Source organism: Bradyrhizobium sp. AZCC 1693 (assembly GCF_036924745.1).
Lineage (GTDB): Bacteria > Pseudomonadota > Alphaproteobacteria > Rhizobiales > Xanthobacteraceae > Bradyrhizobium.
Genome location: NZ_JAZHSD010000001.1, coordinates 3,191,163 through 3,210,983, shown reverse-complemented (window position 1 = coordinate 3,210,983; position 19,821 = coordinate 3,191,163). Strand labels below are relative to the sequence as shown.

The window sequence follows — 19,821 nt, the reverse complement described above, 5'->3', positions numbered from 1 at the left end:
AAGATGGAGGCGGCTCCGATCAGCTCAGTGGAGTTTTTCACGCGCAGCCAGGCCAGGCTGACCTTCGACGTGCCTGCCGGCCTGATCGATCCCGAGATCATTCCGAAAACCGGCGATGCGGGCAACGATCGCATGCTGGAGATCGTGGCGCGCGAGCAGCCGGTGCGACCGGCGGCGGTGCTGATCCCGGTGGTCGATCACCGCGAGCCGACCGTGTTGCTGACGCAGCGCTCGCCGCATCTGTCCAGCCACGCCGGCCAGATTTCCTTTCCCGGCGGCAAGATCGACGCCACCGATGCTTCCCCGCTCGACGCCGCACTTCGCGAGGCGGAGGAGGAAGTCGGCCTCAAGCGCGACTTCATCGAGCCGATCGGCTACCTCGACCTCTATGGAACCGCGTTCGGGTTTCGCATCCTGCCGACGGTGGCGCGCGTGAAGCCCGGCTTCAAGCTTAAGATCAACGAAGGCGAGGTGGTCGACGCCTTCGAGGTGCCGCTTGCGTTCCTGATGAATCCCGAGAACCATCAGGTCCATTCCAAGGAATTCCGCGGCATGGAGCGCTCCTATTACGCCATGCCGTTCGCCGAGCGCTACATCTGGGGCGCGACCGCAGGCATCCTGCGCGTATTGTATGAGCGGATTTATCTCGCATGATCCGTCCGGTTCTGACCGAGATCGCTATTTTCCTGATCCCTTTCGCGGCCTATGCGCTGTTCCTGATTGCCACCCGTTCCGGCGTGCTGGTGTCGTCCTCCTGGCCGGCGCATCTCGTCGCCAAACTGGTGCTGGGATCGCTGCTGCTGGTCGTGATCAGCTTCGTCCTGCTCGCGCAATTCTCCGGCGCGCCGCCGGATTCGACCTACGTTCCCGCGCATATGGAAAACGGCAAGCTGGTTCCCGGAGTCGAGAAATGAGCGAGGCCCGCGTGCTGTCAGAGGCGCCCTGGCTCAGATCTGGTCCGGCGGCGCGCGTGCTCGCGTTGCTCAATGGCGATGGCGAGGAAGCCCGCGTGGTCGGCGGCGCCGTGCGCAATGCGCTTCTAAAAATTCCACTGGGCGACATCGATATCGCAACCACGGCACTGCCCGACGAGGTGGTCCGCCGCGCCAAGGCGGCCGGCATCAAATGCGTGCCGACCGGCATCGACCACGGCACGGTCACGCTGGTCGTCGAATCGCATCCGTTCGAGGTCACGACCTTGCGCGAGGATACCGAGACCTTTGGCCGCAAGGCCAGGGTTGCGTTCGGGCGCGACTGGGTTCGCGATGCGGAACGGCGCGACTTCACCATCAACGGGCTTTCCGTCGATGCCGACGGTATCGTGCACGACCATGTCGGCGGGCTTGCCGATATCGAAGCCAAGCGCGTGCGCTTCATCGGCGACGCCAGCCAGCGCATCGCCGAGGATTATCTGCGCATCCTGCGCTTCTTTCGCATGCATGCCGCCTACGGGGCGGGTGAGCCCGACCGTGCCGGATATCTCGCCTGCATCGACGGGCGCGCGGGACTTTCGAGCCTTTCCGCCGAACGCGTGCGCATGGAGATGTTGAAGCTGTTGATCGCGGAAGGCGCCACGGTTGCGGTGCAGGCAATGGCGGATGCCGGGCTGCTGCTGCCGATCTTCGGCGGCGTCACCTACACCGGGACGTTCGCGGCGATGATCGCGGCCGAACGGGCTTTAGGCCTGCCGCCGAACGCCGTGCGCCGGCTCGCCGCGCTCACGGTCGCCGTAACCGAGGACGCCAGGCGCGTCTCGGCGCGGCTTCGCCTTTCCAACGCGGAAACCAAGGCACTGGACTCGATGGGCCATCGCTGGTGGCGGCTCGCCAGCAAGGACGACGCGCGGGCGCGGCAGCTTCTCTATCGGCTCGGCGAGGTTCCCTACCGCGACCGGCTGATGCTGGCATGGGCGCGGGCAGGCGGCATCAGCAATGGCGCCGCACGCTGGCGCGACCTCGCAACGTTGCCGCAGCGCTGGAGCGCACCGAAATTTCCGCTGAAGGCGGCCGATTTCATCTCCCGCGGCATTGCCGAGGGCCCCGCGCTCGGTCACGTGCTCACGCTTGCGGAAGACGCCTGGCTGGCCGCGGATTTTCCGCTGGATGCATCGGCGCTTGCCGCGATCGCCGACCAGACCGCCGCCCGTTTCACCCGCGATCACCGGCTGTGAGCATTCTCGCCGGCTTCGCCGACATTTCGCTCGGCCAACTCGTGCTGGTTGGCGGCATGGCGCTGCTGGCCTCCATCATCGGCGGTCTTGCCGGTTACGGCACCGGCGCTTTGATGCCGCTGGTTCTGGTGCCGCTGATCGGGGCGGAACCTGTGGTGCCGATCATCGCGATATCAGCGATCATCACCAATATCAGCCGCTTCGTGGCCTATTTCCGTTACGCCGACCGGCGCCGCGCCCTGATCGTGATCGGGGCCGCCGCGCTGACTACCGCGCTCGGCGCCTATGGCTATACGCGGCTGACCAGCGCGGGCGCGGCGCTGGTAATCGGCAGCATGCTGATGCTGAGCGTGCCGCTGCGCCGGTTGGCCAGGAAGCGCGAGATCAGGATCGGCGATACCGGCCTCGGCGCGAGTGCGGTGGGCTATGGCGTGCTGGTCGGCGGCACATCAGGTTCCGGCGTGATCCTGCTGTCGCTGTTGATGGCGTCGGGGCTCGAGGGCGCGGCGGTGATCGCCACCGACGCCGTGATCTCGGTCGTGACCGGCCTCATCAAGATTTCGGTATTCGGCCTGGCCGGCGTCGTCACGGCGCAGGTGCTGGCCTTTGCCCTCCTGATCGGCGCCATCGCGATTCCCGGCGCGTTCGTCGCAAAAGCCTTCGTCGAGCGCATGCCGATGCATATCCACACCGCGATCCTCGACGCCGCCGTGATGGTCGGCGGTGTGGTCATGATCACGGCGGCGCTGCGGCACTGATCTCTATCAGCGCTCGCGGGGCAGCAACTCCGTCAGCGAGCGGATGATGCGATCGGGCTTCACGGCGGAGTCCGCGGGCAGGCCGTCGCCATGCACGTCGATCCAGATGGCGTAGATGCCGAGCCGCTGCGGCGCGACGACTTCCCATTCCAGATTGTCGCCGATCATCCAGGTCTCGGACGCGGTGACGCCGAGCGTCTGCATGGCATGCAGATAGGCGCGCTCGTCCGGCTTGCCGAAACCGTGCTCGCCCTCGATCTGGATGTGATCGAAGCGGTGCGACAGCGCAAAGCGCTCGACCTTGGCGCGCTGGGCGCCGGCGGCGCCGTTGGTCACCAGCGCGAGCTTGACGCCGCGCGCCTTCAATTCGTCGATAGCGTCGTGCGCGCCGGGGAAGACGAACATTTCCTCTTCGCGGTAGGCGGTGAAGCGGTCGGCGAGCCGTACCGCAAGGTCCTCGGGCAGCGTATGGCCGCCGGCGGCAAGGGCGGCAAATCCGTTGCCGACGGTGATGCGCCGCGCCTCATCCAGCTTCAGCCGCCATTCGGCTCCCGCGACCGCCCAGAATTTGCGCGCGGAATCCAGAACGGCGGTGGCAACCTGTTGCGAGGTTAACGGCCCGAACTCGGCGGCGAATTCCGCGGCGACGTTGTGCCAGGCGATCTCGGGACGGCCATAGGCCGACAGGATGGTGTCGTCCATGTCGATCAGCATGGCGCGGGGCAGGTGGGTCATCGTTTCACGGCCATTTCGCTTCCAGCGCTGCCGGCCGCGGCAAGCCGCGGCCGATCTGCCGCGAATATCAGATCCCCCGCGCGGGGTCCAATTCCGGGAAACGACGTCGCCGGGCCGTGGATGCCGGGCGACGTCGAAATTCGCTCAGGCGACTTTGCTGGCGTGCTCGTCCTCTTCTTCGTCATCGTCTTCTTCGTCGTCTTCCTCATCTTCCTCTTCGTCATCCGACGTATCGTGCTCGGCGAGTTCAAGGACGGCTAGTGGCAGCGTCTCGCGAAAGAGATCGCCTTCATTGCCCATCCACACGCACGCGACCTTGCCGTCGTTGACCTCCACCACGCTGAGCGGATGGCCGCCGGATTTCAGCATGACGACGTCGCCCGGTTTCAATTCCATGATCTGCTCCTTTGATTGCATGACACGAACCGCATTCTAGCGATCGGTCATGACAAGCTGATCATGCGATCATGGCCACTTTACCTCCGGCGGCATCGACGAGAGAATTGAATCCACATTGCCGCCGGTCTTCAGCCCAAAAATTGTGCCGCGGTCATAGAGCAGGTTGAACTCGACATAGCGTCCGCGCCGGATCAACTGCTCCTCGCGATCGGCGGCGTTCCAGGGGAGAGCGAAATTGCGCCGGACGAGTTCGGGATAGATTTTCAGGAAGGCGCGGCCGACGTCCTGCGTGAAGGCGAGGTCGGCGTCCCAGTCGCCGGAATCGTGCCAGTCGTAGAAAATGCCGCCGACGCCGCGCGCTTCCTTGCGATGCGGCAGGTAGAAATACTCGTCGCACCATTTCCTGTATTTGTCGTAGTCGGCCACCCCGTCCGGTCCTCCGCAGGCTTCCTTCATCGCCTGATGGAACGCCTGCGTGTCCGGGTCCGCCTGGGTGCGGCGGCGGTCGAGCAGGGGCGTCAGATCCGCGCCGCCGCCGAACCATGCCTTGGTGGTGACAACGAAACGGGTGTTCATGTGCACGGCCGGTACATGCGGGTTGTGCATGTGCGCGATCAGCGAGATGCCCGATGCCCAGAACCTGGGATCGTCGGCCGCCCCCGGAATCTGCGCGCGGAATTCCGGCGCGAACTCGCCGTGCACGGTGGAGCAGTGCACGCCGACCTTCTCGAACAGCCGCCCGCGCATGATCGACATCACGCCGCCGCCGCCGGGCTTGCCGGTGTGATCGGTGCGGTCCCAGGGCGTGCGCACGAAGCGCCCGGCATCGCCGGGATAGAGCGACGCCGGCGCGTCGTCTTCCAGCCGTTCGAAGGCTGCGCAGATATCGTTGCGCAACGCTTCGAACCAGCTCCGCGCCCGCGTCTTGCGATCTTCGATGAGTGACATGTCCATTGGCGCTCAGCCCTGCGGCCCGAAGTATGTGCAGCTCTCGTTGCAACTGTCGCGGTGGACGCTGACGCGGGTGATCTTGCCGGCGTGCTGGACCTGTTCCCAGATGAAGCGCGACAGGTTTTCCAGCGTCGGTGTTCCCAGCCCTTCGACCTTGTTCAGGAGCTTGTGGTCGAGTGCTTTCCGGACCTCTTCCATGCTGCGTTCTAGCAGGCCAAGATCGAGCACCATGCCGGTCTCGGGATCGGGCGTGCCGCGCACGCTGACCTCGGCGCGAAACGAGTGGCCGTGAATTTCCTCGCTGGCCGCGCCGAAGGTCGTTCCCTTCAGCGAATGCGCAGCCTCAAAGCGAAATGATTTCGTCAGTTCCCACATCTTGAGAGTCTAGGTCCTATCTGATGCCGAGTGTCTTGTGTGTCTGCAGGCTGAGCCGCCATTGCGGATGGCGCAGGCAGTAGTCGACCGTGCGCGCGGTGTTTTCGATCACGTCAGGCCCGTCCATCGGCTGCAGTGAAAAACGTTCGAAATCGAGCCCGGCAAAATCTTCCGGCGCGGCTCCGGCCTGCGGATACACCAGCTTCAATTCGTGGCCGCGGCGCACCACGAGCTCGGCGCCGGCTTTCGGGCTGACGCAGACCCAGTCCATGCCCGCGGGCGGTTCGATCGTTCCGTTGGTCTCGATGCCGATGGCGAAGCCGCGCGCATGCAGCGCATCGATGAAGGGGGAATCGACCTGCAGCAGCGGCTCGCCGCCGGTCAGGACCACATAGCGGTTGGTATTCTCGCCGGTCCATTGCCCGGCGATGACGTCGGCGAGTTCGTCCGCGGTGGCGTAGCGGCCGCCCAGCGTGCCGTCGGTGCCGACAAAGTCGGTATCGCAGAACTTGCAGGTGGCGCCGGCACGGTCCTGTTCGCGGCCGCTCCAGAGGTTGCAGCCGGAAAAACGGCAAAACACCGCCGCGCGGCCGGCATGTGCGCCTTCGCCCTGCAAGGTCAGGAATATCTCTTTGACCGCGTAGCTCACTATTTCTCCTGGACCGCATCCGCCTGGATCGCGGAACCTGTCTGCCGCAGCGCTTCGCCCAATGCCATGGCCGCCGCCATCGCCACATTGAGCGAACGCAAACCCGGCCTGATCGGGATCACCAGCCGGGCATCGGCGGCGTAGGCGACCTCATCGGGTACGCCTGCCGATTCCCGTCCGAACAGCAGGACATCGTCCTGCCGGTAACTGAAATCCAGATAGGAACCGGCTCCCCTGGTCGTAAGAAGCACCAGCCGGGACCCGGCTTCGTTACGCCATTGTTCGAATTTTGGCCATGAGTCATGGCGGGTAATGGCGACATGGTCGAGGTAGTCCATGCCCGCCCGACGGAAATGCCGGTCAGAGATCGGAAATCCCGCCGGCTCGATAATGTGGGCGGCCATGCCCAGGCACGCGCACAGGCGCAGAATCGTCCCGGTGTTCTGGGGGATATCAGGCTGGAAAAGGGCGATGTGCATTCGAATCAAGTCTGTTCATCCAGGGGACGCCGCGCGGAATGTCGGATGTGAACGATCCAGACATTGGCGTCCTCGACGAAATAGTGGATCCGGTATGGATATCGCGTGACCAGTCGGCTCCGCAATTCCGGCGCTCTTGCGTTGCGAATTCCCGGAGATCGTCCCGCGCGCGGGGCGTAAACCGGAGCGTCATGAACCGCGTTGCTTGAAAAGAGCGGCGACCTCGTCGGCCGATACGGCCTCGCGACGCCTGGCTTGAGCGAAACCCTCTTCGATGGCTGCCCACTCGTCATCATCGGGATGATAAAGCTCACCCTCTCGGGCTTCCAAGGCAAGCAGCATCTGGACGGCGTCTTCCTGCCGCTCTCGGGGCCAAGTCAGCACACGCTCGATTACCTCTTTCACCTGATCTCTTGTCATACGACCCGGTCTTTCGCTTCTTCAGGGAAAGCGATGACAGGCCCCCTCGTGACGGACGGGAATCCCTTGAGGAAATCGTCGATTGATTCCCCGGCTCGGAGGTAGTCCAGCGGGGTCTGCACAGGAACTCTCGTCCCGTGGAAAGCGGCCGCGCCGCCCATCACGTCGCGGTTTCGCGATACAATTGGCCGATCCTTCTTCATGGCGAATATCATATCATGTGGCCCGCATTTTCTGCCAACGAAAGTAAAGCGACCGGCGGTAACCGGATTCGCCGAAAAATGCTGGCTTTCCGGGGAATTCCCGGACCAAGCGAGGCCAGTCCACACCGCGCTCGAAGCCGTCTGCCCTGGGTGAAACGTATTGAATAAATCACGGTCGGGCGCGGATTTAGTGCATTGCACGCTTGCGAGCCGATAGCGGGCTTGCGCTCTTACGGCAAGGGTGCCAATAGAACGATTCTGGACTGCTTGTTCCGCCGGGATTGGGGGAGGAAAAGCGGTTTTTTCTGCCGCCGCGGGGGCCGCGGGCGCCGGCAGCCTCTTCTGGATAGCGCTTTTGGCGCGTCCGGGGCGGTTCCGCTGGCTGCAGATAAGAAAGGGCTTGGAATCGTGACGACAGCGTCTTCGGCGGACCATCCGACACGCCGTGATTTCCTTTTTGTTGCAACGGGAGCCGTCGCCGCCGTAGGCACGGCTGCCACGGTGTGGCCGCTGGTTTCCCAGATGAATCCGGATGCCTCGACGATCGCGGCCGGCGCGCCGATCGAGGTCGACCTGACCCCGATCGCCGAAGGACAGGACATCAAGGTGTTCTGGCGCGGCAAGCCGATCTACATCAGCCACCGGACCAAGAAGCAGATCGACGAGGCCCGCAAGGTGCCGGTATCGAGCCTGCCCGATCCGCAGAGCGATGAGGCGCGGGTCAAGCCGGGCCATGACCAGTGGCTGGTCGTGATCGGCATCTGCACCCATCTCGGCTGTATCCCGATCGCCCATGAGGGCGCTTACGACGGCTTCTTCTGCCCGTGCCACGGTTCGGTGTACGATACCTCGGGCCGCATCCGTCAGGGACCGGCGCCAGCGAACCTGGCCGTACCGCCCTACACATTCGTTTCCGATACAAAAGTCCAGATCGGCTAAGGGCCCGGACGCCAGTCCGAGATCCCTTAACCCGTCGCGTCGTTTTACTTCCTCAGGATCGCATCAATGAGCGGACCATCCGATTTCCAGCCGACCAATCCCGCCTTGAAGTGGATCGAACGGCGCCTCCCGATCATGGGACTCATGCATTCGTCGTTCGTGGCGTATCCGACGCCGCGTAACCTGAACTACTGGTGGACCTTCGGCGCCATCCTCTCGCTGATGCTGGTCGTGCAGATCCTGACCGGCGTGATCCTGGCGATGCACTACACGCCGCACGCCGATCTCGCCTTCAAGTCGGTCGAACTGATCGTCCGCGACGTCAATTACGGCTGGCTGCTGCGCAACATCCACGCCTCAGGCGCCTCGATGTTCTTCTTCGCCGTCTATATCCACATGTTCCGCGGCCTTTATTACGGGTCGTACAAGGAGCCGCGTGAGGTGCTCTGGATCCTTGGCGTCATTATCTATCTGCTGATGATGGCGACCGGCTTCATGGGCTATGTGCTGCCATGGGGCCAGATGAGCTTCTGGGGCGCCACCGTCATCACCAATCTGTTCTCGGCGGTGCCCTATTTCGGCGAGAGCATCGTGACGCTGCTGTGGGGCGGCTATTCGGTCGGCAATCCGACGCTGAACCGCTTCTTCTCGCTGCATTACCTGCTGCCGTTCGTGATCGCCGGCGTGGTCGTGCTGCACATCTGGGCGCTGCATGTGGCTGGCCAGAACAATCCGGCCGGTGTCGAGCCGAAGACCGAAAAGGACACGGTAGCGTTCACGCCCTACGCGACCATGAAGGACATGTTCGGCGTCTCCTGCTTCCTGCTGTTCTTTGCATGGTTCATCTTCTACATGCCGAACTATCTCGGCGATGCCGATAACTACATTCCGGCCAATCCCGGCGTGACGCCCGCGCACATCGTGCCCGAATGGTACTACCTGCCGTTCTACGCGATCCTGCGCTCGATCCCGAACAAGCTCGCCGGCGTCGTGGCGATGTTCGGCGCGATCATCATCCTGGCGTTCCTGCCCTGGCTCGACAGCGCCAAAACGCGTTCGTCGAAGTATCGCCCGCTGGCCAAGCAGTTCTTCTGGATGTTCGTCGTCGTCTGCATCGGGCTCGGCTATCTCGGCGCCCAGCCGCCGGAAGGCATCTATGTGATCGTCGGCCGTATCCTGACCGTCTGCTACTTCGCCTATTTCCTGATCCTGCTGCCGCTGCTCGCCCGGATCGAGAAGCCGCGTCCGGTGCCGAATTCGATCGCCGATGACGTGCTGGCCAAGTCCGGCGGCAAGCGCGCAACCATGGCTTCGGCGGTAATTGCACTGCTCGTTGCGGGCGGATTGTTTGCCGGCAGCGTTCAGGACGCACGCGCCGAGGATCATGGCGCTTCTCCGCCCGGACAGAAGTGGTCGTTCTCGGGTCCGTTCGGCAAGTTCGATCGCGGCGCATTGCAGCGTGGCCTGAAGGTCTACAAGGAGGTCTGTTCCTCCTGCCACGGCCTGTCCTACATCGCCTTCCGCAACCTCGCGGAAGCTGGCGGTCCCGGCTATTCGGTCGCCCAGGCCCAGGCGTTCGCCTCCGACTACAAGATCAAGGACGGCCCGAACGATCAGGGCGAGATGTTCGAGCGGCCGGGCCGACCCGCCGACTATTTCCCGTCGCCGTTCCCGAACGAGCAGGCGGCGCGCGCGGCCAATGGCGGCGCCTTGCCGCCGGATCTGTCGCTGATCACCAAGGCGCGTTCCTACAAGCGCGGCTTCCCGATGTTCGTCATCGACTTCTTCACCCAATATCAGGAGCAGGGCCCGGATTACGTTTCTGCGGTACTGCAGGGCTACGAGGACAAGCCGCCGGCCGGCGTCACGCTGCCGGAAGGGTCCAACTACAACAAATATTTCCCCGGCCACGCCATCAAGATGCCGAAGCCGTTGAACGACGGCCAGGTCACCTATGACGACGGCTCGCCGGCGACGGTTGCGCAATACGCCAAGGACGTCACCACGTTCCTGATGTGGGCTGCGGAGCCGCATATGGAGGCGCGCAAGGCGCTCGGCCTGCAGGTATTCGTGTTCCTGATCCTGCTCACCGTGCTGCTGTACTTCACCAAGAAGAAGGTCTGGGCCAACGCCCACTGATCAAGGTGCACGCGATTTTCGGAAAAGCCCCTGCGGGGGCTTTTTTGTTGGGTGAGTGTCATTCCGGGATGGTGCGCAAGCACCAGACCTCAGATGCGCAATTGCGCATCGGGGAATCTCGAGATTCCGGGTTCGATGCTTTGCATCGCCCCGGAATGACGTAGCGCCGGATTGCTTCCGGAACGCACTGCGGACAAAATGCCGGTCAATCATCCAGAAATCAGCGCGGAGGATCCCATGGGTACCAGCATCACTTTCAAGCGGCCGGACGGCAAGGATGCCAGCGGCTACCTCGCCAACGCTGCGCGTGGCAATGCGCCGGGCGTGGTCGTGATCCAGGAATGGTGGGGTCTGCAGGACCAGATCAAGGGCCTGTGCGACCGGTTCGCGGTGGCGGGCTTCGATGCGCTGGCGCCCGATCTCTACAACGGCACGGTGGTGCCGTATCACGACACCGATGCGGCCGGCAAAGAGATGAACTCGCTGGATTTCATGGACGCCACCACGCAGACCGTGCGCGGCGCCGCGCAATATCTGTCGCGCAACGGCGCCAAGGTCGGGTTGACCGGCTTCTGCCTCGGCGGCGCGGTGACCATCATCGGCGCCACCAAAATTCCGGAACTTGCGGCCGGCGTGGTCTTCTATGGCATTCCGCCGGAGCAGGCGGCAAAGCCCGCGGACGTGAAAATTCCGCTGCAGGCCCATTTCGCCAACAAGGATGACTGGTGCACGCCGCAGGTGGTCGATGCCTTCGAGCAGGGCATGAAGGCCGCCGGCAAGTCGCTCGAGCTGTTCCGCTATGACGCCGAGCACGCCTTCGTCAACGAGCAGCGGCAGTCGGTCCACGACCGTCAGGCCGCCGAACTCGCCTGGGGCAGGGCGACGGAGTTTTTCAAGAAGCATCTGGGGTGAGATGCGCATCGCGGGCCGTCGCCGAGTTCAATACGGCCCGCTTGAGGTTCAGGAATGAAAATCTTCTGCACGGGCGCGTCGGGCTATATCGGCGGCTCGGTCGCGGCGCATCTGATCGCCGCCGGACATCAAGTGACCGGATTGGTTCGCTCGCCCGAAAAGGCCGAGGCGGTTCGCGCGCGCGGCATCCAGCCCTTGCTGGGGACGCTGGATGACGGAGAAATTCTGGCGCAGGCGGCGCAGGCCGCCGACGTCGTCGTCAATGCGGCGAATGCCGATCACAGAGGCGCGGTCGAAAGCCTGCTCGGCGCGCTCGCCGGTAGCGCCAAGCCGTTCATCCACACATCGGGATCGAGCATTGTCGGCACGCGCGCCAGGGGCGAGCGGTCGGATGCAATCTTCGACGAAGACGCGCCGGTCACGCCATCGCCTGCGCGCGCGGCGCGGGTCGCGCTGAACGAATTCATTCTCTCCCACCGCGACAAGGGCTGCCGGCCGGTGATCATCTGTCCGAGCCTGATCTACGGCACAGGCCTTGGCGCCGGACCAGACAGCGTGCAGGTTCCGCTGCTGATCAGCCTGGCAAAAAAGCGCGGCAATGCGGCCCATGCCGGCCCCGGCGAGAACATCTGGTCGAACGTTCATATCGGCGATCTCGTGACGCTCTACGCGCTTGCCATCGAGAAGGCGCCGGCAGGCAGCTTCTATTTCGCCGAGAACGGCGAGAATTCGATGCGCGAAGCCTGCGCGGCGATCAACCGCATGCTGGGTTTTGCGGGACCGCCTGCGGCGATGTCGATGGCAGAAGCCGCCGCCGAATGGGGCGAGGGCACGACGGAGGATACGATGGCGTCCAACAGCCGGGTGCGGGCAAAGCGCGCGCGGCAGCTTGGCTGGAAACCGAACGCGCGCGGATTGATCGAAGAGATCGAGCAGGGGTGTTACCGGGAGTAGAGCCGGGCCTTAGCACCCCGCATTCGCATGCAGCGGGGTACCGCATCTCGCAATTCGCCCCGGGTTGATGTAGATTGCTTCAATGACCAAGGTTCTCGAAGACGCCATCGAAAAGGTGCGCAAGCTGCCTGAAGACCGGCAAGCCTATGTTGCGGAAGTGCTGGAGCAGATTGCCGCTGCCGGGAGCGATCCGTTCGTTGTGCCCGAGGCCCATCGCGCCGCAGTGCTTGAAGGTCTCCGAGAGGCCGAACGCGGAGAGTTCGCAAGCGATGAGGAAATGGCTGCACTCTGGAAGAAGTGTGGCCTGTGAGGCTGCGGTACGCTCGGCGTGCCCGCACTGATATTGCGGAGATCTACCAACACATTGCGCAATACAGCCCGCGCGCGGCAACCGCCGTCTCGGCTCAAATACGTGCAACGAGCCGCCTGCTGACGGAATATCCTGGTTTGGGACGAGAGACGGACATCTTGGGTGTTCGGGTGTTTCCGACGGCCCACTATCCATACCTCGTCTACCACAGCGTTCGAGGGGATGATCTGGTTATCGTTCACGTCCGACATGCGCGTCGTGATGCGCCGGAAGAAATTCAGGGATAGGGGCCCGCTATCGAGATCCGCTCCCGCGCACCCCGTCCCACCACGCGCACGTGCCCGACATCAGCTTGTAATTACCTTCCATCACCTGCACCGGCGCGCGCAAGCCCGATGCCGCGGCGCGCATGCGCATCTCGCGCGCGACCTCGCGGTCTTCTGCCGGCAGCCAGACGCGTTCGTGGCCCCACAGGCTTGGGCCGTCATGCATCTCGACCGGCTGCCACGTCGCGGGATCGATCTCGCGGCCGCCCCAGCCGCATTCGATCATGAAGGCCGACGGCGTCTTGGCGTAGAACGAGGTCATGAAATCGTTGGTGTGCCGGCCGAGCGTGACGCCGACGCAGTCCTCCTGCGTCAGCGCGATGTCGTAGCACTGGCCGACATCGTCGAGCGAGAACAACTCCACCATCAGATGATGCATGCCGTTCCGCCCCGTTTCGATCAGCGCGAGGCTGTGATGCCGCGCGTTGACATGGAAGAAATAAGCGCGGAACGGCTTTGAGATGTAGTCGGAGAGCCCGAAGCCGAGCACGTCGACATAGAACGCCATCATGGGCTCGATGTTCTCGACTGTGAGCACGGCATGCCCGAGGCCCAGCGGCCCGGTGCGGAATCCCGAAATCGATCGCCCCGGCACGAAGGGCGTATCGTCGATTTCGGCGCCGTAGAACGCCTCCAGCCGGTTGCCGGCAGGGTCACGAAACGAAATCAGGCTGCGGACGCGCCGGGCGTCGGCCAGCGTCTGCGGCTCGGCCGTGACAGCCACGCCGGATTTTTCCAGCCGCGCCGCCAGCGCATCCAGCGCCGCGCTATCTGCGACCTCCCAGCCGAAGAAACGCGCCCCTTCGCCCATCGCGCGGTCGATCACGATGCGCTGCTTGCGGTCGTCCATCCGGAACGCCAGCAGCGAATTGCCGCGTTCGACCGCCTGCAGCCCGACCAGGCCGGTCCCGAACTGCCGCCAGTCCTCGAGGTTATCAGATCCGAAACCGGCATATCCCAGACCCAGCAATGCCATCGCCTGCCTCCCTCGTTTGCAATCCTTGCGCGTTGAAAGCGCCGCTGCTTGGGTCGGATGCTACGCGCATTTTCCGTCTCGTCCACGGTGAACGCCCGTTTTGAATGCCCGACGAGCGCATTCACTGCCAAAAGAACATCCAGTGGGTGCTGACCCGAAGTGCCGCAGCACTGTTCTCGATCGTTTCCTGCTCATAGGCGTCGTCCTGCCACGCATACAGGTAATGTTGACGCAACAGCTTGACCGCCTCGCCATGGTCGCGAGGAGGACGGGTTACTCTGAACTGCCAGGAGCGATCTCCAATGCAGCAGAGTTCGGCCCCGAAATCGCTCATACCATTGCTTTTCGACGCCGATTTCCTCGCCTTCGGATCTGGAATCGTTGGGTGGCGCGATCGGAACGAACAACGGGATTCTCCAGTTCTCCGCGCAAGGCAGTCGCAAAATCGCGACCTCGGCATGAAGGGAGAGGGGTCTCGTTTCGCTCAACATATCGATCATATAGAGACCTTCGGCGGCGATCGGTTCGACCTCGTTGACGTGGTCGAACAGTATGAGGTCGTCCGTGTCGGCTGCGAGTTCCCGAGCGCGCCAGTCAAAATACTCTTCCGCTGTCCTGATTTTGCTGTCTTTCAAGCTCATCGGCTCGGCTCGAATCGGCGCATCGAAGCCCGGTTGAACGATCAGTGGAGAAAAGTTCTGAGTGCGACCGAGGGCCTGCGCTGCTTCGAATGCGGCCTGTGCCTGGGCGCCCGGGACAAGCTCGAAGGGATGTTCGACGTTTTGAAGCCATTGTCGCCATCGCAGGTCGCGCCGCTCGCGAAGGGCTGCGAAGTGGTCCACTGGGGCAGGGGATGTCATTTGCACGGGCGTCGAACGCCGGAACAGAAAATCCAAAATTCCCATTCTTCTTACCCCGATCCCACCATTGGCAGATAACGCCACTTTAGGTCGTATTTGTAGCAGGGCGTGTCCGGGCCGGCCAGATTTTCGCTCTTGCTCACCTGCATTGGTGGTCCAGGAGGTGAGGCGGGCATGCTCCGGGAGCAGAGGTGGCCTTGACGCGGCGGCGCGGTCGTGGTGTTTACCGTCCATGAACACTGTTGCCAGCCCCTCCCGTCTGTGGTGGCGCACCTCCTAAGAGGTGGCCGGTGCGATTTCATTTTTTCAATCGTCGAAGGTCGCCATCGCAGTGCGACGGTCCCTTCGTTTGTCCTGTGTGGCGCTCCCTGGCGAAGTTTCGTAAGAGGATCACATGAACAGGACAGCCTTCTCCCTGCCCGAGCACAGCGAATACCGGACCAGCGGCGGTCTGGCGATCTCGCGTGCCGTCGAGCAGTTCACCGGCAATGCCAAGCGCCTTGATGACCTGATCGAATTGCTCGACCGCCGCCGTGGCGTGGTGCTGTCCTCCGGCACCACGGTGCCGGGCCGCTACGAGAGTTTCGACCTCGGCTTTGCCGATCCGCCGCTGGTGCTGGAAACCGCAGGCTCCAACTTCTCGCTCTCTGCGCTGAATGCGCGGGGCGAGGTACTGATCGCGTTCCTGGGCGACGTGCTGCGCGAGCCCTGTGTGGTCATCTCGGAGCGTGGCCCGACGCGTCTCGCCGGCCACATCATTCGCGGCGCCGCGCCGGTGGAGGAAGACCAGCGCACCCGCCGCGCCAGCGTGATGTCGCTGGTGCGCGATCTCGTCGCCGCCTTGTCAGCCAATGACGACCCGCTGCTCGGCCTGTTCGGCGCCTTCGCCTACGACCTCGTGTTCCAGATCGAGGACCTCGTGCAAAAGCGGACGCGGGAGAGCGACCAGCGCGACATCGTGCTGTATGTGCCGGATCGCCTGCTGGCCTATGACCGCGCCACCGGCCGCGGCGTGGTGCTGAGCTATGATTTCGCCTGGAAAGGAAAATCCACCAAGGGTCTGCCGCGCGACACCGCTGAGAGCGCTTACGCCAAAACGCCGCGGCAGGGCTTTGCCGATCACGCGCCCGGCGAATATCAGGCAACCGTCGAGGTCGCGCGAGCGGCATTCGCCCGCGGCGACCTGTTCGAGGCGGTGCCGGGGCAGCTCTTCGCCGAGCCCTGCGAACGTTCGCCGGCCGAAGTGTTCCAGCGGCTGTGCCGCATCAACCCGTCGCCCTATGGCGCGCTGATGAATCTCGGTGATAGCGAATTTCTGGTGTCGGCCTCGCCGGAAATGTTCGTGCGCTCCGACGGTCGGCGGGTCGAGACCTGTCCGATCTCGGGCACCATCGCGCGCGGCGTCGATGCGATCGGCGATGCCGAGCAGATCAGGCAATTGTTGAACTCGGAGAAAGACGAGTTCGAGCTCAACATGTGCACCGACGTCGACCGCAACGATAAGGCGCGCGTCTGCATTCCCGGCACCATCAAGGTGCTGGCGCGGCGGCAGATCGAGACTTATTCAAAGCTGTTCCACACGGTCGATCACGTCGAAGGCATGCTGCGCCCGGGCTTCGATGCGCTCGACGCGTTCCTGACCCACGCCTGGGCGGTGACGGTGACCGGCGCACCGAAATTGTGGGCGATGCAGTTCGTCGAGGACAATGAGCGTTCGTCGCGGCGCTGGTATGCCGGCGCGATCGGAGCGGTGAATTTCGACGGCAGCATCAATACCGGGCTGACCATCCGCACCATCCGCATGAAGGACGGCCTCGCCGAAGTGCGCGTCGGCGCCACCTGTCTGTTCGATTCAGATCCTGCCGCCGAAGACCGCGAATGCCAGGTCAAGGCGGCGGCGCTGTTCCAGGCGCTGCGCGGCGACGCGCCAAAACCGCTGTCAACGTTTGCGCCCGATGCCACCGGCTCCGGCCGCAAGGTACTCTTGATCGACCACGACGACAGTTTTGTGCACATGCTGGCGGATTATTTCCGGCAGGTTGGCGCCAGCGTCACCGTGGTCCGGCACGTGCATGCCCAGGAGATGCTGAAGCAGAAGAGCTGGGATTTGCTGGTGCTGTCGCCGGGCCCGGGTCGTCCGGAGGATTTCGGGATTTCGAAAACCATTGGCACGGCGCTCGACCGGAAGCTTCCAATATTCGGCGTCTGCCTCGGCGTGCAGGCGATCGGCGAATATTTCGGCGGCCAGCTCGGCCAGCTCACCCACCCCGCGCACGGACGGCCTTCGCGAATTCAGGTGCGCGGCGGGCGGCTGATGCAGAACTTGCCCAATGAGATCGTGATCGGCCGCTATCATTCGCTCTATGTCGAGCGCGACAGCGTGCCGGAAGTGCTCGAAGTCACCGCGACCACCGAGGACGGTGTCGCGATGGCGATCGAACACAAGACCCTGCCGGTCGGCGGCGTGCAGTTTCACCCGGAATCGCTGATGTCGCTCGGCGGCGAGGTCGGACTGCGGATCGTCGAAAACGCCTTTCGTCTGAACGTGCCAGTCAATTGAGGATTGCGAGATACCGATGACATTCGATCATGACCTCAAGGCCACCGTCCGCACCATTCCGGATTACCCGAAAAAGGGCATCCTGTTTCGCGACATCACCACCCTGCTGGCGGATGCGCGCGCCTTCCGCCGCGCGGTCGATGAACTGGTGCAGCCTTGGGCCGGATTGAAGATCGACAAGGTCGCCGGCATCGAGGCGAGGGGGTTCATTCTCGGCGGCGCGGTGGCGCATCAGGTCTCCGCCGGCTTCGTCCCGATCCGCAAAAAAGGCAAGTTGCCGCATACCACCGTACGGATCGCCTATTCGCTGGAATACGGCCTCGATGAAATGGAAATGCACGCCGACGCGGTCCATCCCGGCGAGCGCGTCATCCTGGTCGACGATCTCATCGCCACCGGCGGCACCGCAGAAGGCGCCGTGAAGCTGCTGCGCCAGATCGGCGCCAATGTGGTCGCGGCCTGCTTCATCATCGATCTGCCCGATCTCGGCGGCGCCGCCAAATTGCGCGCGATGGAAGTGCCGGTGCGTACGCTGATGGCGTTCGAAGGGCATTGAGTTAGCTTTACTCGAACAGCTTCCCCCGTCGTCCCCGCAGGATCCATAGCCACCGTCGCTAATTGTTTGAACAGGCGACCGCCATCTCGCCTCCTCGCGAGAGCAACGCGGTATGGGTCCCTGCGTTCGCAGGGACGACGGCTGGGGTCACACCGCCTCGGCGCCGAGCTGCGCTCGCCAATGCAGCGCGCGCTCCTTCAGCAGCGCATCGCGGATGTACGGCGCCTCTTCCTCTTCAAGCCGTTCGCATTCCTCGAACGTCAGGCTGTCCGCCCCATGCGCGGTCCATGCCGCCTGCAGGGTGCGGCGGGGGTGGCTGCCCTGGCGCAGCGTGAACCAGATCCGGTTCTGGATCTTTTCCAGATTGGGTGTCTGGCCGACCCATGCCTTGGCTGAGGCCTTGCAGCGGATGACAAAAACCCCTGCGAAGGTTTTCCGCTCCTTGTAGGCGGCGATCGCCGCCTTTCTGTCTGATGTCACGGGGATGGCCTCGCCAGTTGCGGTCAGGCGGAGGCGGTACCAGACGAGGCGGGTTACGTCAATATTGCCCGGGTAATATTCGCTGTTCGTCGAACCGGCCGAAGAGCTTCAGGGCCGCTGGGCGAGCAGGCTGAACTCAAGCTCGCGAAAGCCGGTGTAGTTCCTGCGGATCCACTGGTGCAGTTCGGTCGACGAGTCCCTCTCGTTGCGCAGGTAGTCGGTGAAGGAAAAGCTCAGCCGGTCGACATAGGTCTTCAGGAACGAGGGCAGGGCCGTTATTCGCAACACCCGCCCCAGGCCCATCTCCTCGGGCAGTTCGCCGCGCACCACATGCTCGTTGTCGATCGTAATCAGCGCTTTCAGCGGGATCTGCTCCCGTAACGTCGGATAGGCGCGCGCGGAAACGCGGTCGGTATCGGCCACGAACAGGATGATCGGCGCGACGCTGCGCCGCGCGGCCTCTTTCAGGAAACCGATCTCGTTGGTCATCTTGAAGAACTCGTCGAACGCATGAAAGCCGAGGTCGATCACCTTGGCGATGCCGTCATGGACGATCAGGCGGTCCATGAGCTGCATCTTGCCGTAGGTGTCCATGACGTCGGCCGTCTCGGTCAGGCGCGGCAGATATTCGAGCAGCGACGGTTCCTTCAGGTTGATGTCGAAGGCGGACACCGTACCGTCTTTCAGCAGCAGGAATTCGCTCAACAGCCGCGCGAGCAGCGTCTTGCCGACCAGCGGTCGAGGCGAGCAGATGATGTAGACAGGGGTGGCGCTCATCACCCGCTATATCAAAGGAATTTTTCGCCTATTCCAGCCCCATCGCGGCGGCTGCGCGACTATTTTTCACCGCCGCGCACGCCAGGCTTGGCGCCGACGAGATCGGTCAGCTTGATGCGGTCGAACTCGCTCCAGACGTTGGCGAGCCAGTGCCGGACATAGCCGCGCAACACGAACGAGTAGTTCGCGGCTTCGTCCTCCTTGCCCTTGTTGGCGACGAATTTGAGGAACGGCACCGAGGAGACCTCGACCTGCTCATAAGCCATTTCGTTGAGCTTGGGGATGACGAGGTCGGTAGCGTCCTTGATACGGTGAAAGTAGGAGTTGTAGGTGGACTGGTCCCATTGGAAGAACTGGGTGTCGTTGATGAAGTTCTTCACCAGGAAATACTTGGCGCCCTGCATGAAACCTGCGGTCTCGGCGATTTCATCCAGCGAGGCGATCGAGGGGCCCAATATATGGAACACGGCGAAGGTGATCTGACCCGCCTTGGCCGCGTCGAGAAAGCCGATGTCGCGCAGCGAGGCGAGCGCCGGGGACAGCAGTCCGGCGCGGACGTCGATCACGGTGACGGACGGGCTGGCCGCGTTCAGTGTATCGAATATCTTCATCTGGTCCGAAGTCGTCGTCATGTCGACGATCTCGGTGATGTCGGGGTGGAAGCGCTTCAGGGTGCCGCGCGGCGATTCGGTGTCGAATGCCCGGGTCGGCACGTTATTGGCGCTGAAGTAATCCAGGAGCGTACGCGACACGGTCGTCTTGCCGACCCCGCCCTTGTCCGCGCCCACCACAATCACGACTGGCTTTGCCATGGAATTCCCTTGAACAGCAGTTCCGACCGCGGGAGCGACCGGGAGGCCCCATTCCCTGCTTTGGGCGCGAACATGGCAGAA

26 protein-coding genes are annotated in these 19,821 nt (G+C 63.4%); 13 read left to right on the top strand and 13 right to left on the bottom strand.

Features of this window, described 5'->3' with window-relative positions; translation table 11 throughout:
• Positions 1–3: 3 nt before the first annotated feature.
• Genes V1293_RS15330 through V1293_RS15315 form a run of 4 tightly spaced genes read left to right on the top strand, consistent with a single transcriptional unit; the run spans position 4 to position 2,928 of the window.
• Positions 4–654 carry a CoA pyrophosphatase gene (locus V1293_RS15330; protein ID WP_442894353.1) on the top strand — a complete coding sequence of 217 codons (651 nt, stop codon included), beginning with the start codon at positions 4–6 and terminating at the stop codon, positions 652–654.
• On the top strand, positions 651–914 hold the full coding sequence (locus V1293_RS15325) for a DUF6111 family protein (RefSeq protein WP_334510731.1): 264 nt from the start codon (positions 651–653) through the stop codon (positions 912–914). The genes V1293_RS15330 and V1293_RS15325 overlap by 4 nt, the downstream gene beginning before the upstream one ends.
• Positions 911–2,170, top strand: coding sequence for a CCA tRNA nucleotidyltransferase (locus V1293_RS15320; protein WP_334510729.1), 1,260 nt, complete (start codon positions 911–913; stop codon positions 2,168–2,170). The genes V1293_RS15325 and V1293_RS15320 overlap by 4 nt, the downstream gene beginning before the upstream one ends.
• Complete coding sequence (locus tag V1293_RS15315) at positions 2,167–2,928, top strand: TSUP family transporter (RefSeq protein ID WP_334510727.1); 762 nt, start codon at positions 2,167–2,169, stop codon at positions 2,926–2,928. Before V1293_RS15320 ends, V1293_RS15315 begins: the two co-directional genes overlap by 4 nt.
• Positions 2,929–2,934: 6 nt before the next feature.
• Here the strand turns inward: V1293_RS15315 and V1293_RS15310 are convergent, their stop codons facing one another.
• From V1293_RS15310 to V1293_RS36170, 8 genes are all read right to left on the bottom strand, one after another.
• Positions 2,935–3,663 (bottom strand): HAD family hydrolase, encoded by a 729-nt coding sequence (locus V1293_RS15310; protein WP_334510726.1) that lies wholly within the window; start codon positions 3,661–3,663, stop codon positions 2,935–2,937.
• Between the two features lie 144 nt (positions 3,664–3,807).
• Complete coding sequence (locus V1293_RS15305) at positions 3,808–4,059, bottom strand: YodC family protein (RefSeq protein ID WP_334510725.1); 252 nt, start codon at positions 4,057–4,059, stop codon at positions 3,808–3,810.
• Positions 4,060–4,128: 69 nt separating this feature from the next.
• Positions 4,129–5,016, bottom strand: coding sequence for an oxygen-dependent coproporphyrinogen oxidase (gene hemF / locus V1293_RS15300; RefSeq protein ID WP_334510724.1), 888 nt, complete (start codon positions 5,014–5,016; stop codon positions 4,129–4,131).
• Positions 5,017–5,022: 6 nt separating this feature from the next.
• Entirely contained in the window at positions 5,023–5,388 is a 366-nt protein-coding gene (locus V1293_RS15295; RefSeq protein ID WP_334510723.1) for a 6-carboxytetrahydropterin synthase, read from the bottom strand.
• 16 nt (positions 5,389–5,404) lie between these two features.
• A complete protein-coding gene (queE, locus tag V1293_RS15290; RefSeq protein ID WP_334510722.1) occupies positions 5,405–6,037 on the bottom strand; it encodes a 7-carboxy-7-deazaguanine synthase in 633 nt (210 codons plus the stop codon).
• Positions 6,037–6,516 carry a tRNA (cytidine(34)-2'-O)-methyltransferase gene (locus V1293_RS15285; protein ID WP_334510721.1) on the bottom strand — a complete coding sequence of 160 codons (480 nt, stop codon included), beginning with the start codon at positions 6,514–6,516 and terminating at the stop codon, positions 6,037–6,039. The genes queE and V1293_RS15285 overlap by 1 nt, the downstream gene beginning before the upstream one ends.
• 189 nt (positions 6,517–6,705) lie before the next feature.
• On the bottom strand, positions 6,706–6,921 hold the full coding sequence (locus tag V1293_RS15280) for a hypothetical protein (protein ID WP_334510720.1): 216 nt from the start codon (positions 6,919–6,921) through the stop codon (positions 6,706–6,708).
• 11 nt (positions 6,922–6,932) lie between these two features.
• Positions 6,933–7,139 (bottom strand): DUF433 domain-containing protein, encoded by a 207-nt coding sequence (locus V1293_RS36170; RefSeq protein WP_442894243.1) that lies wholly within the window; start codon positions 7,137–7,139, stop codon positions 6,933–6,935.
• 408 nt (positions 7,140–7,547) lie between these two features.
• Between V1293_RS36170 and petA the strand changes: the two genes are divergently transcribed.
• The 6 genes from petA to V1293_RS36165 all read left to right on the top strand — a co-directional run bounded on the left by petA (position 7,548) and on the right by V1293_RS36165 (position 12,680).
• Complete coding sequence (gene petA, locus V1293_RS15275; protein WP_334510719.1) at positions 7,548–8,078, top strand: ubiquinol-cytochrome c reductase iron-sulfur subunit; 531 nt, start codon at positions 7,548–7,550, stop codon at positions 8,076–8,078.
• A 66-nt stretch (positions 8,079–8,144) separates the two neighbouring features.
• Positions 8,145–10,217 (top strand): cytochrome c1, encoded by a 2,073-nt coding sequence (locus V1293_RS15270; RefSeq protein WP_334510718.1) that lies wholly within the window; start codon positions 8,145–8,147, stop codon positions 10,215–10,217.
• Positions 10,218–10,454: 237 nt separating this feature from the next.
• A complete protein-coding gene (locus V1293_RS15265; protein ID WP_334510717.1) occupies positions 10,455–11,129 on the top strand; it encodes a dienelactone hydrolase family protein in 675 nt (224 codons plus the stop codon).
• A 54-nt stretch (positions 11,130–11,183) separates the two neighbouring features.
• Positions 11,184–12,083: an NAD-dependent epimerase/dehydratase family protein gene (locus tag V1293_RS15260; protein ID WP_334510716.1), complete on the top strand. Its 900-nt coding sequence runs from the start codon at positions 11,184–11,186 to the stop codon at positions 12,081–12,083.
• Between the two features lie 82 nt (positions 12,084–12,165).
• On the top strand, positions 12,166–12,393 hold the full coding sequence (locus tag V1293_RS15255) for a hypothetical protein (protein WP_334510715.1): 228 nt from the start codon (positions 12,166–12,168) through the stop codon (positions 12,391–12,393).
• Positions 12,381–12,680, top strand: coding sequence for a type II toxin-antitoxin system RelE/ParE family toxin (locus V1293_RS36165; RefSeq protein WP_442894242.1), 300 nt, complete (start codon positions 12,381–12,383; stop codon positions 12,678–12,680). The genes V1293_RS15255 and V1293_RS36165 overlap by 13 nt, the downstream gene beginning before the upstream one ends.
• Before the next feature lie 7 nt (positions 12,681–12,687).
• On the opposite strand, the gene V1293_RS15250 is transcribed toward V1293_RS36165, so the two are convergent.
• Together V1293_RS15250 and V1293_RS36160 are read right to left on the bottom strand one after the other, a co-directional pair.
• Positions 12,688–13,695, bottom strand: a complete 1,008-nt coding sequence (locus V1293_RS15250; protein ID WP_334510714.1) for a VOC family protein — start codon at positions 13,693–13,695, stop codon at positions 12,688–12,690.
• 121 nt (positions 13,696–13,816) lie between these two features.
• Positions 13,817–14,029 carry a DUF4253 domain-containing protein gene (locus tag V1293_RS36160; RefSeq protein WP_442894241.1) on the bottom strand — a complete coding sequence of 71 codons (213 nt, stop codon included), beginning with the start codon at positions 14,027–14,029 and terminating at the stop codon, positions 13,817–13,819.
• Here V1293_RS36160 and V1293_RS15245 point away from each other — a divergent pair.
• The 3 genes from V1293_RS15245 to V1293_RS15235 all read left to right on the top strand — a co-directional run bounded on the left by V1293_RS15245 (position 13,998) and on the right by V1293_RS15235 (position 17,671).
• The gene (locus V1293_RS15245; RefSeq protein ID WP_334510713.1) at positions 13,998–14,633 is read left to right on the top strand and encodes a hypothetical protein; all 636 of its coding nucleotides are present in this window, start codon (positions 13,998–14,000) and stop codon (positions 14,631–14,633) included. The genes V1293_RS36160 and V1293_RS15245 overlap by 32 nt on opposite strands.
• 316 nt (positions 14,634–14,949) lie before the next feature.
• Positions 14,950–17,115 carry an anthranilate synthase component I gene (locus V1293_RS15240; RefSeq protein ID WP_334510711.1) on the top strand — a complete coding sequence of 722 codons (2,166 nt, stop codon included), beginning with the start codon at positions 14,950–14,952 and terminating at the stop codon, positions 17,113–17,115.
• 16 nt (positions 17,116–17,131) lie between these two features.
• Positions 17,132–17,671 carry an adenine phosphoribosyltransferase gene (locus V1293_RS15235; protein WP_108518430.1) on the top strand — a complete coding sequence of 180 codons (540 nt, stop codon included), beginning with the start codon at positions 17,132–17,134 and terminating at the stop codon, positions 17,669–17,671.
• A 147-nt stretch (positions 17,672–17,818) separates the two neighbouring features.
• On the opposite strand, the gene V1293_RS15230 is transcribed toward V1293_RS15235, so the two are convergent.
• The 3 genes from V1293_RS15230 to V1293_RS15220 all read right to left on the bottom strand — a co-directional run bounded on the left by V1293_RS15230 (position 17,819) and on the right by V1293_RS15220 (position 19,740).
• Positions 17,819–18,151, bottom strand: a complete 333-nt coding sequence (locus V1293_RS15230) for a GIY-YIG nuclease family protein (RefSeq protein ID WP_334510710.1) — start codon at positions 18,149–18,151, stop codon at positions 17,819–17,821.
• Between the two features lie 108 nt (positions 18,152–18,259).
• The gene (locus V1293_RS15225) at positions 18,260–18,928 is read right to left on the bottom strand and encodes a hypothetical protein (protein WP_334510709.1); all 669 of its coding nucleotides are present in this window, start codon (positions 18,926–18,928) and stop codon (positions 18,260–18,262) included.
• Positions 18,929–18,987: 59 nt separating this feature from the next.
• Positions 18,988–19,740, bottom strand: coding sequence for a hypothetical protein (locus tag V1293_RS15220; RefSeq protein ID WP_214486557.1), 753 nt, complete (start codon positions 19,738–19,740; stop codon positions 18,988–18,990).
• Positions 19,741–19,821: the final 81 nt, after the last annotated feature.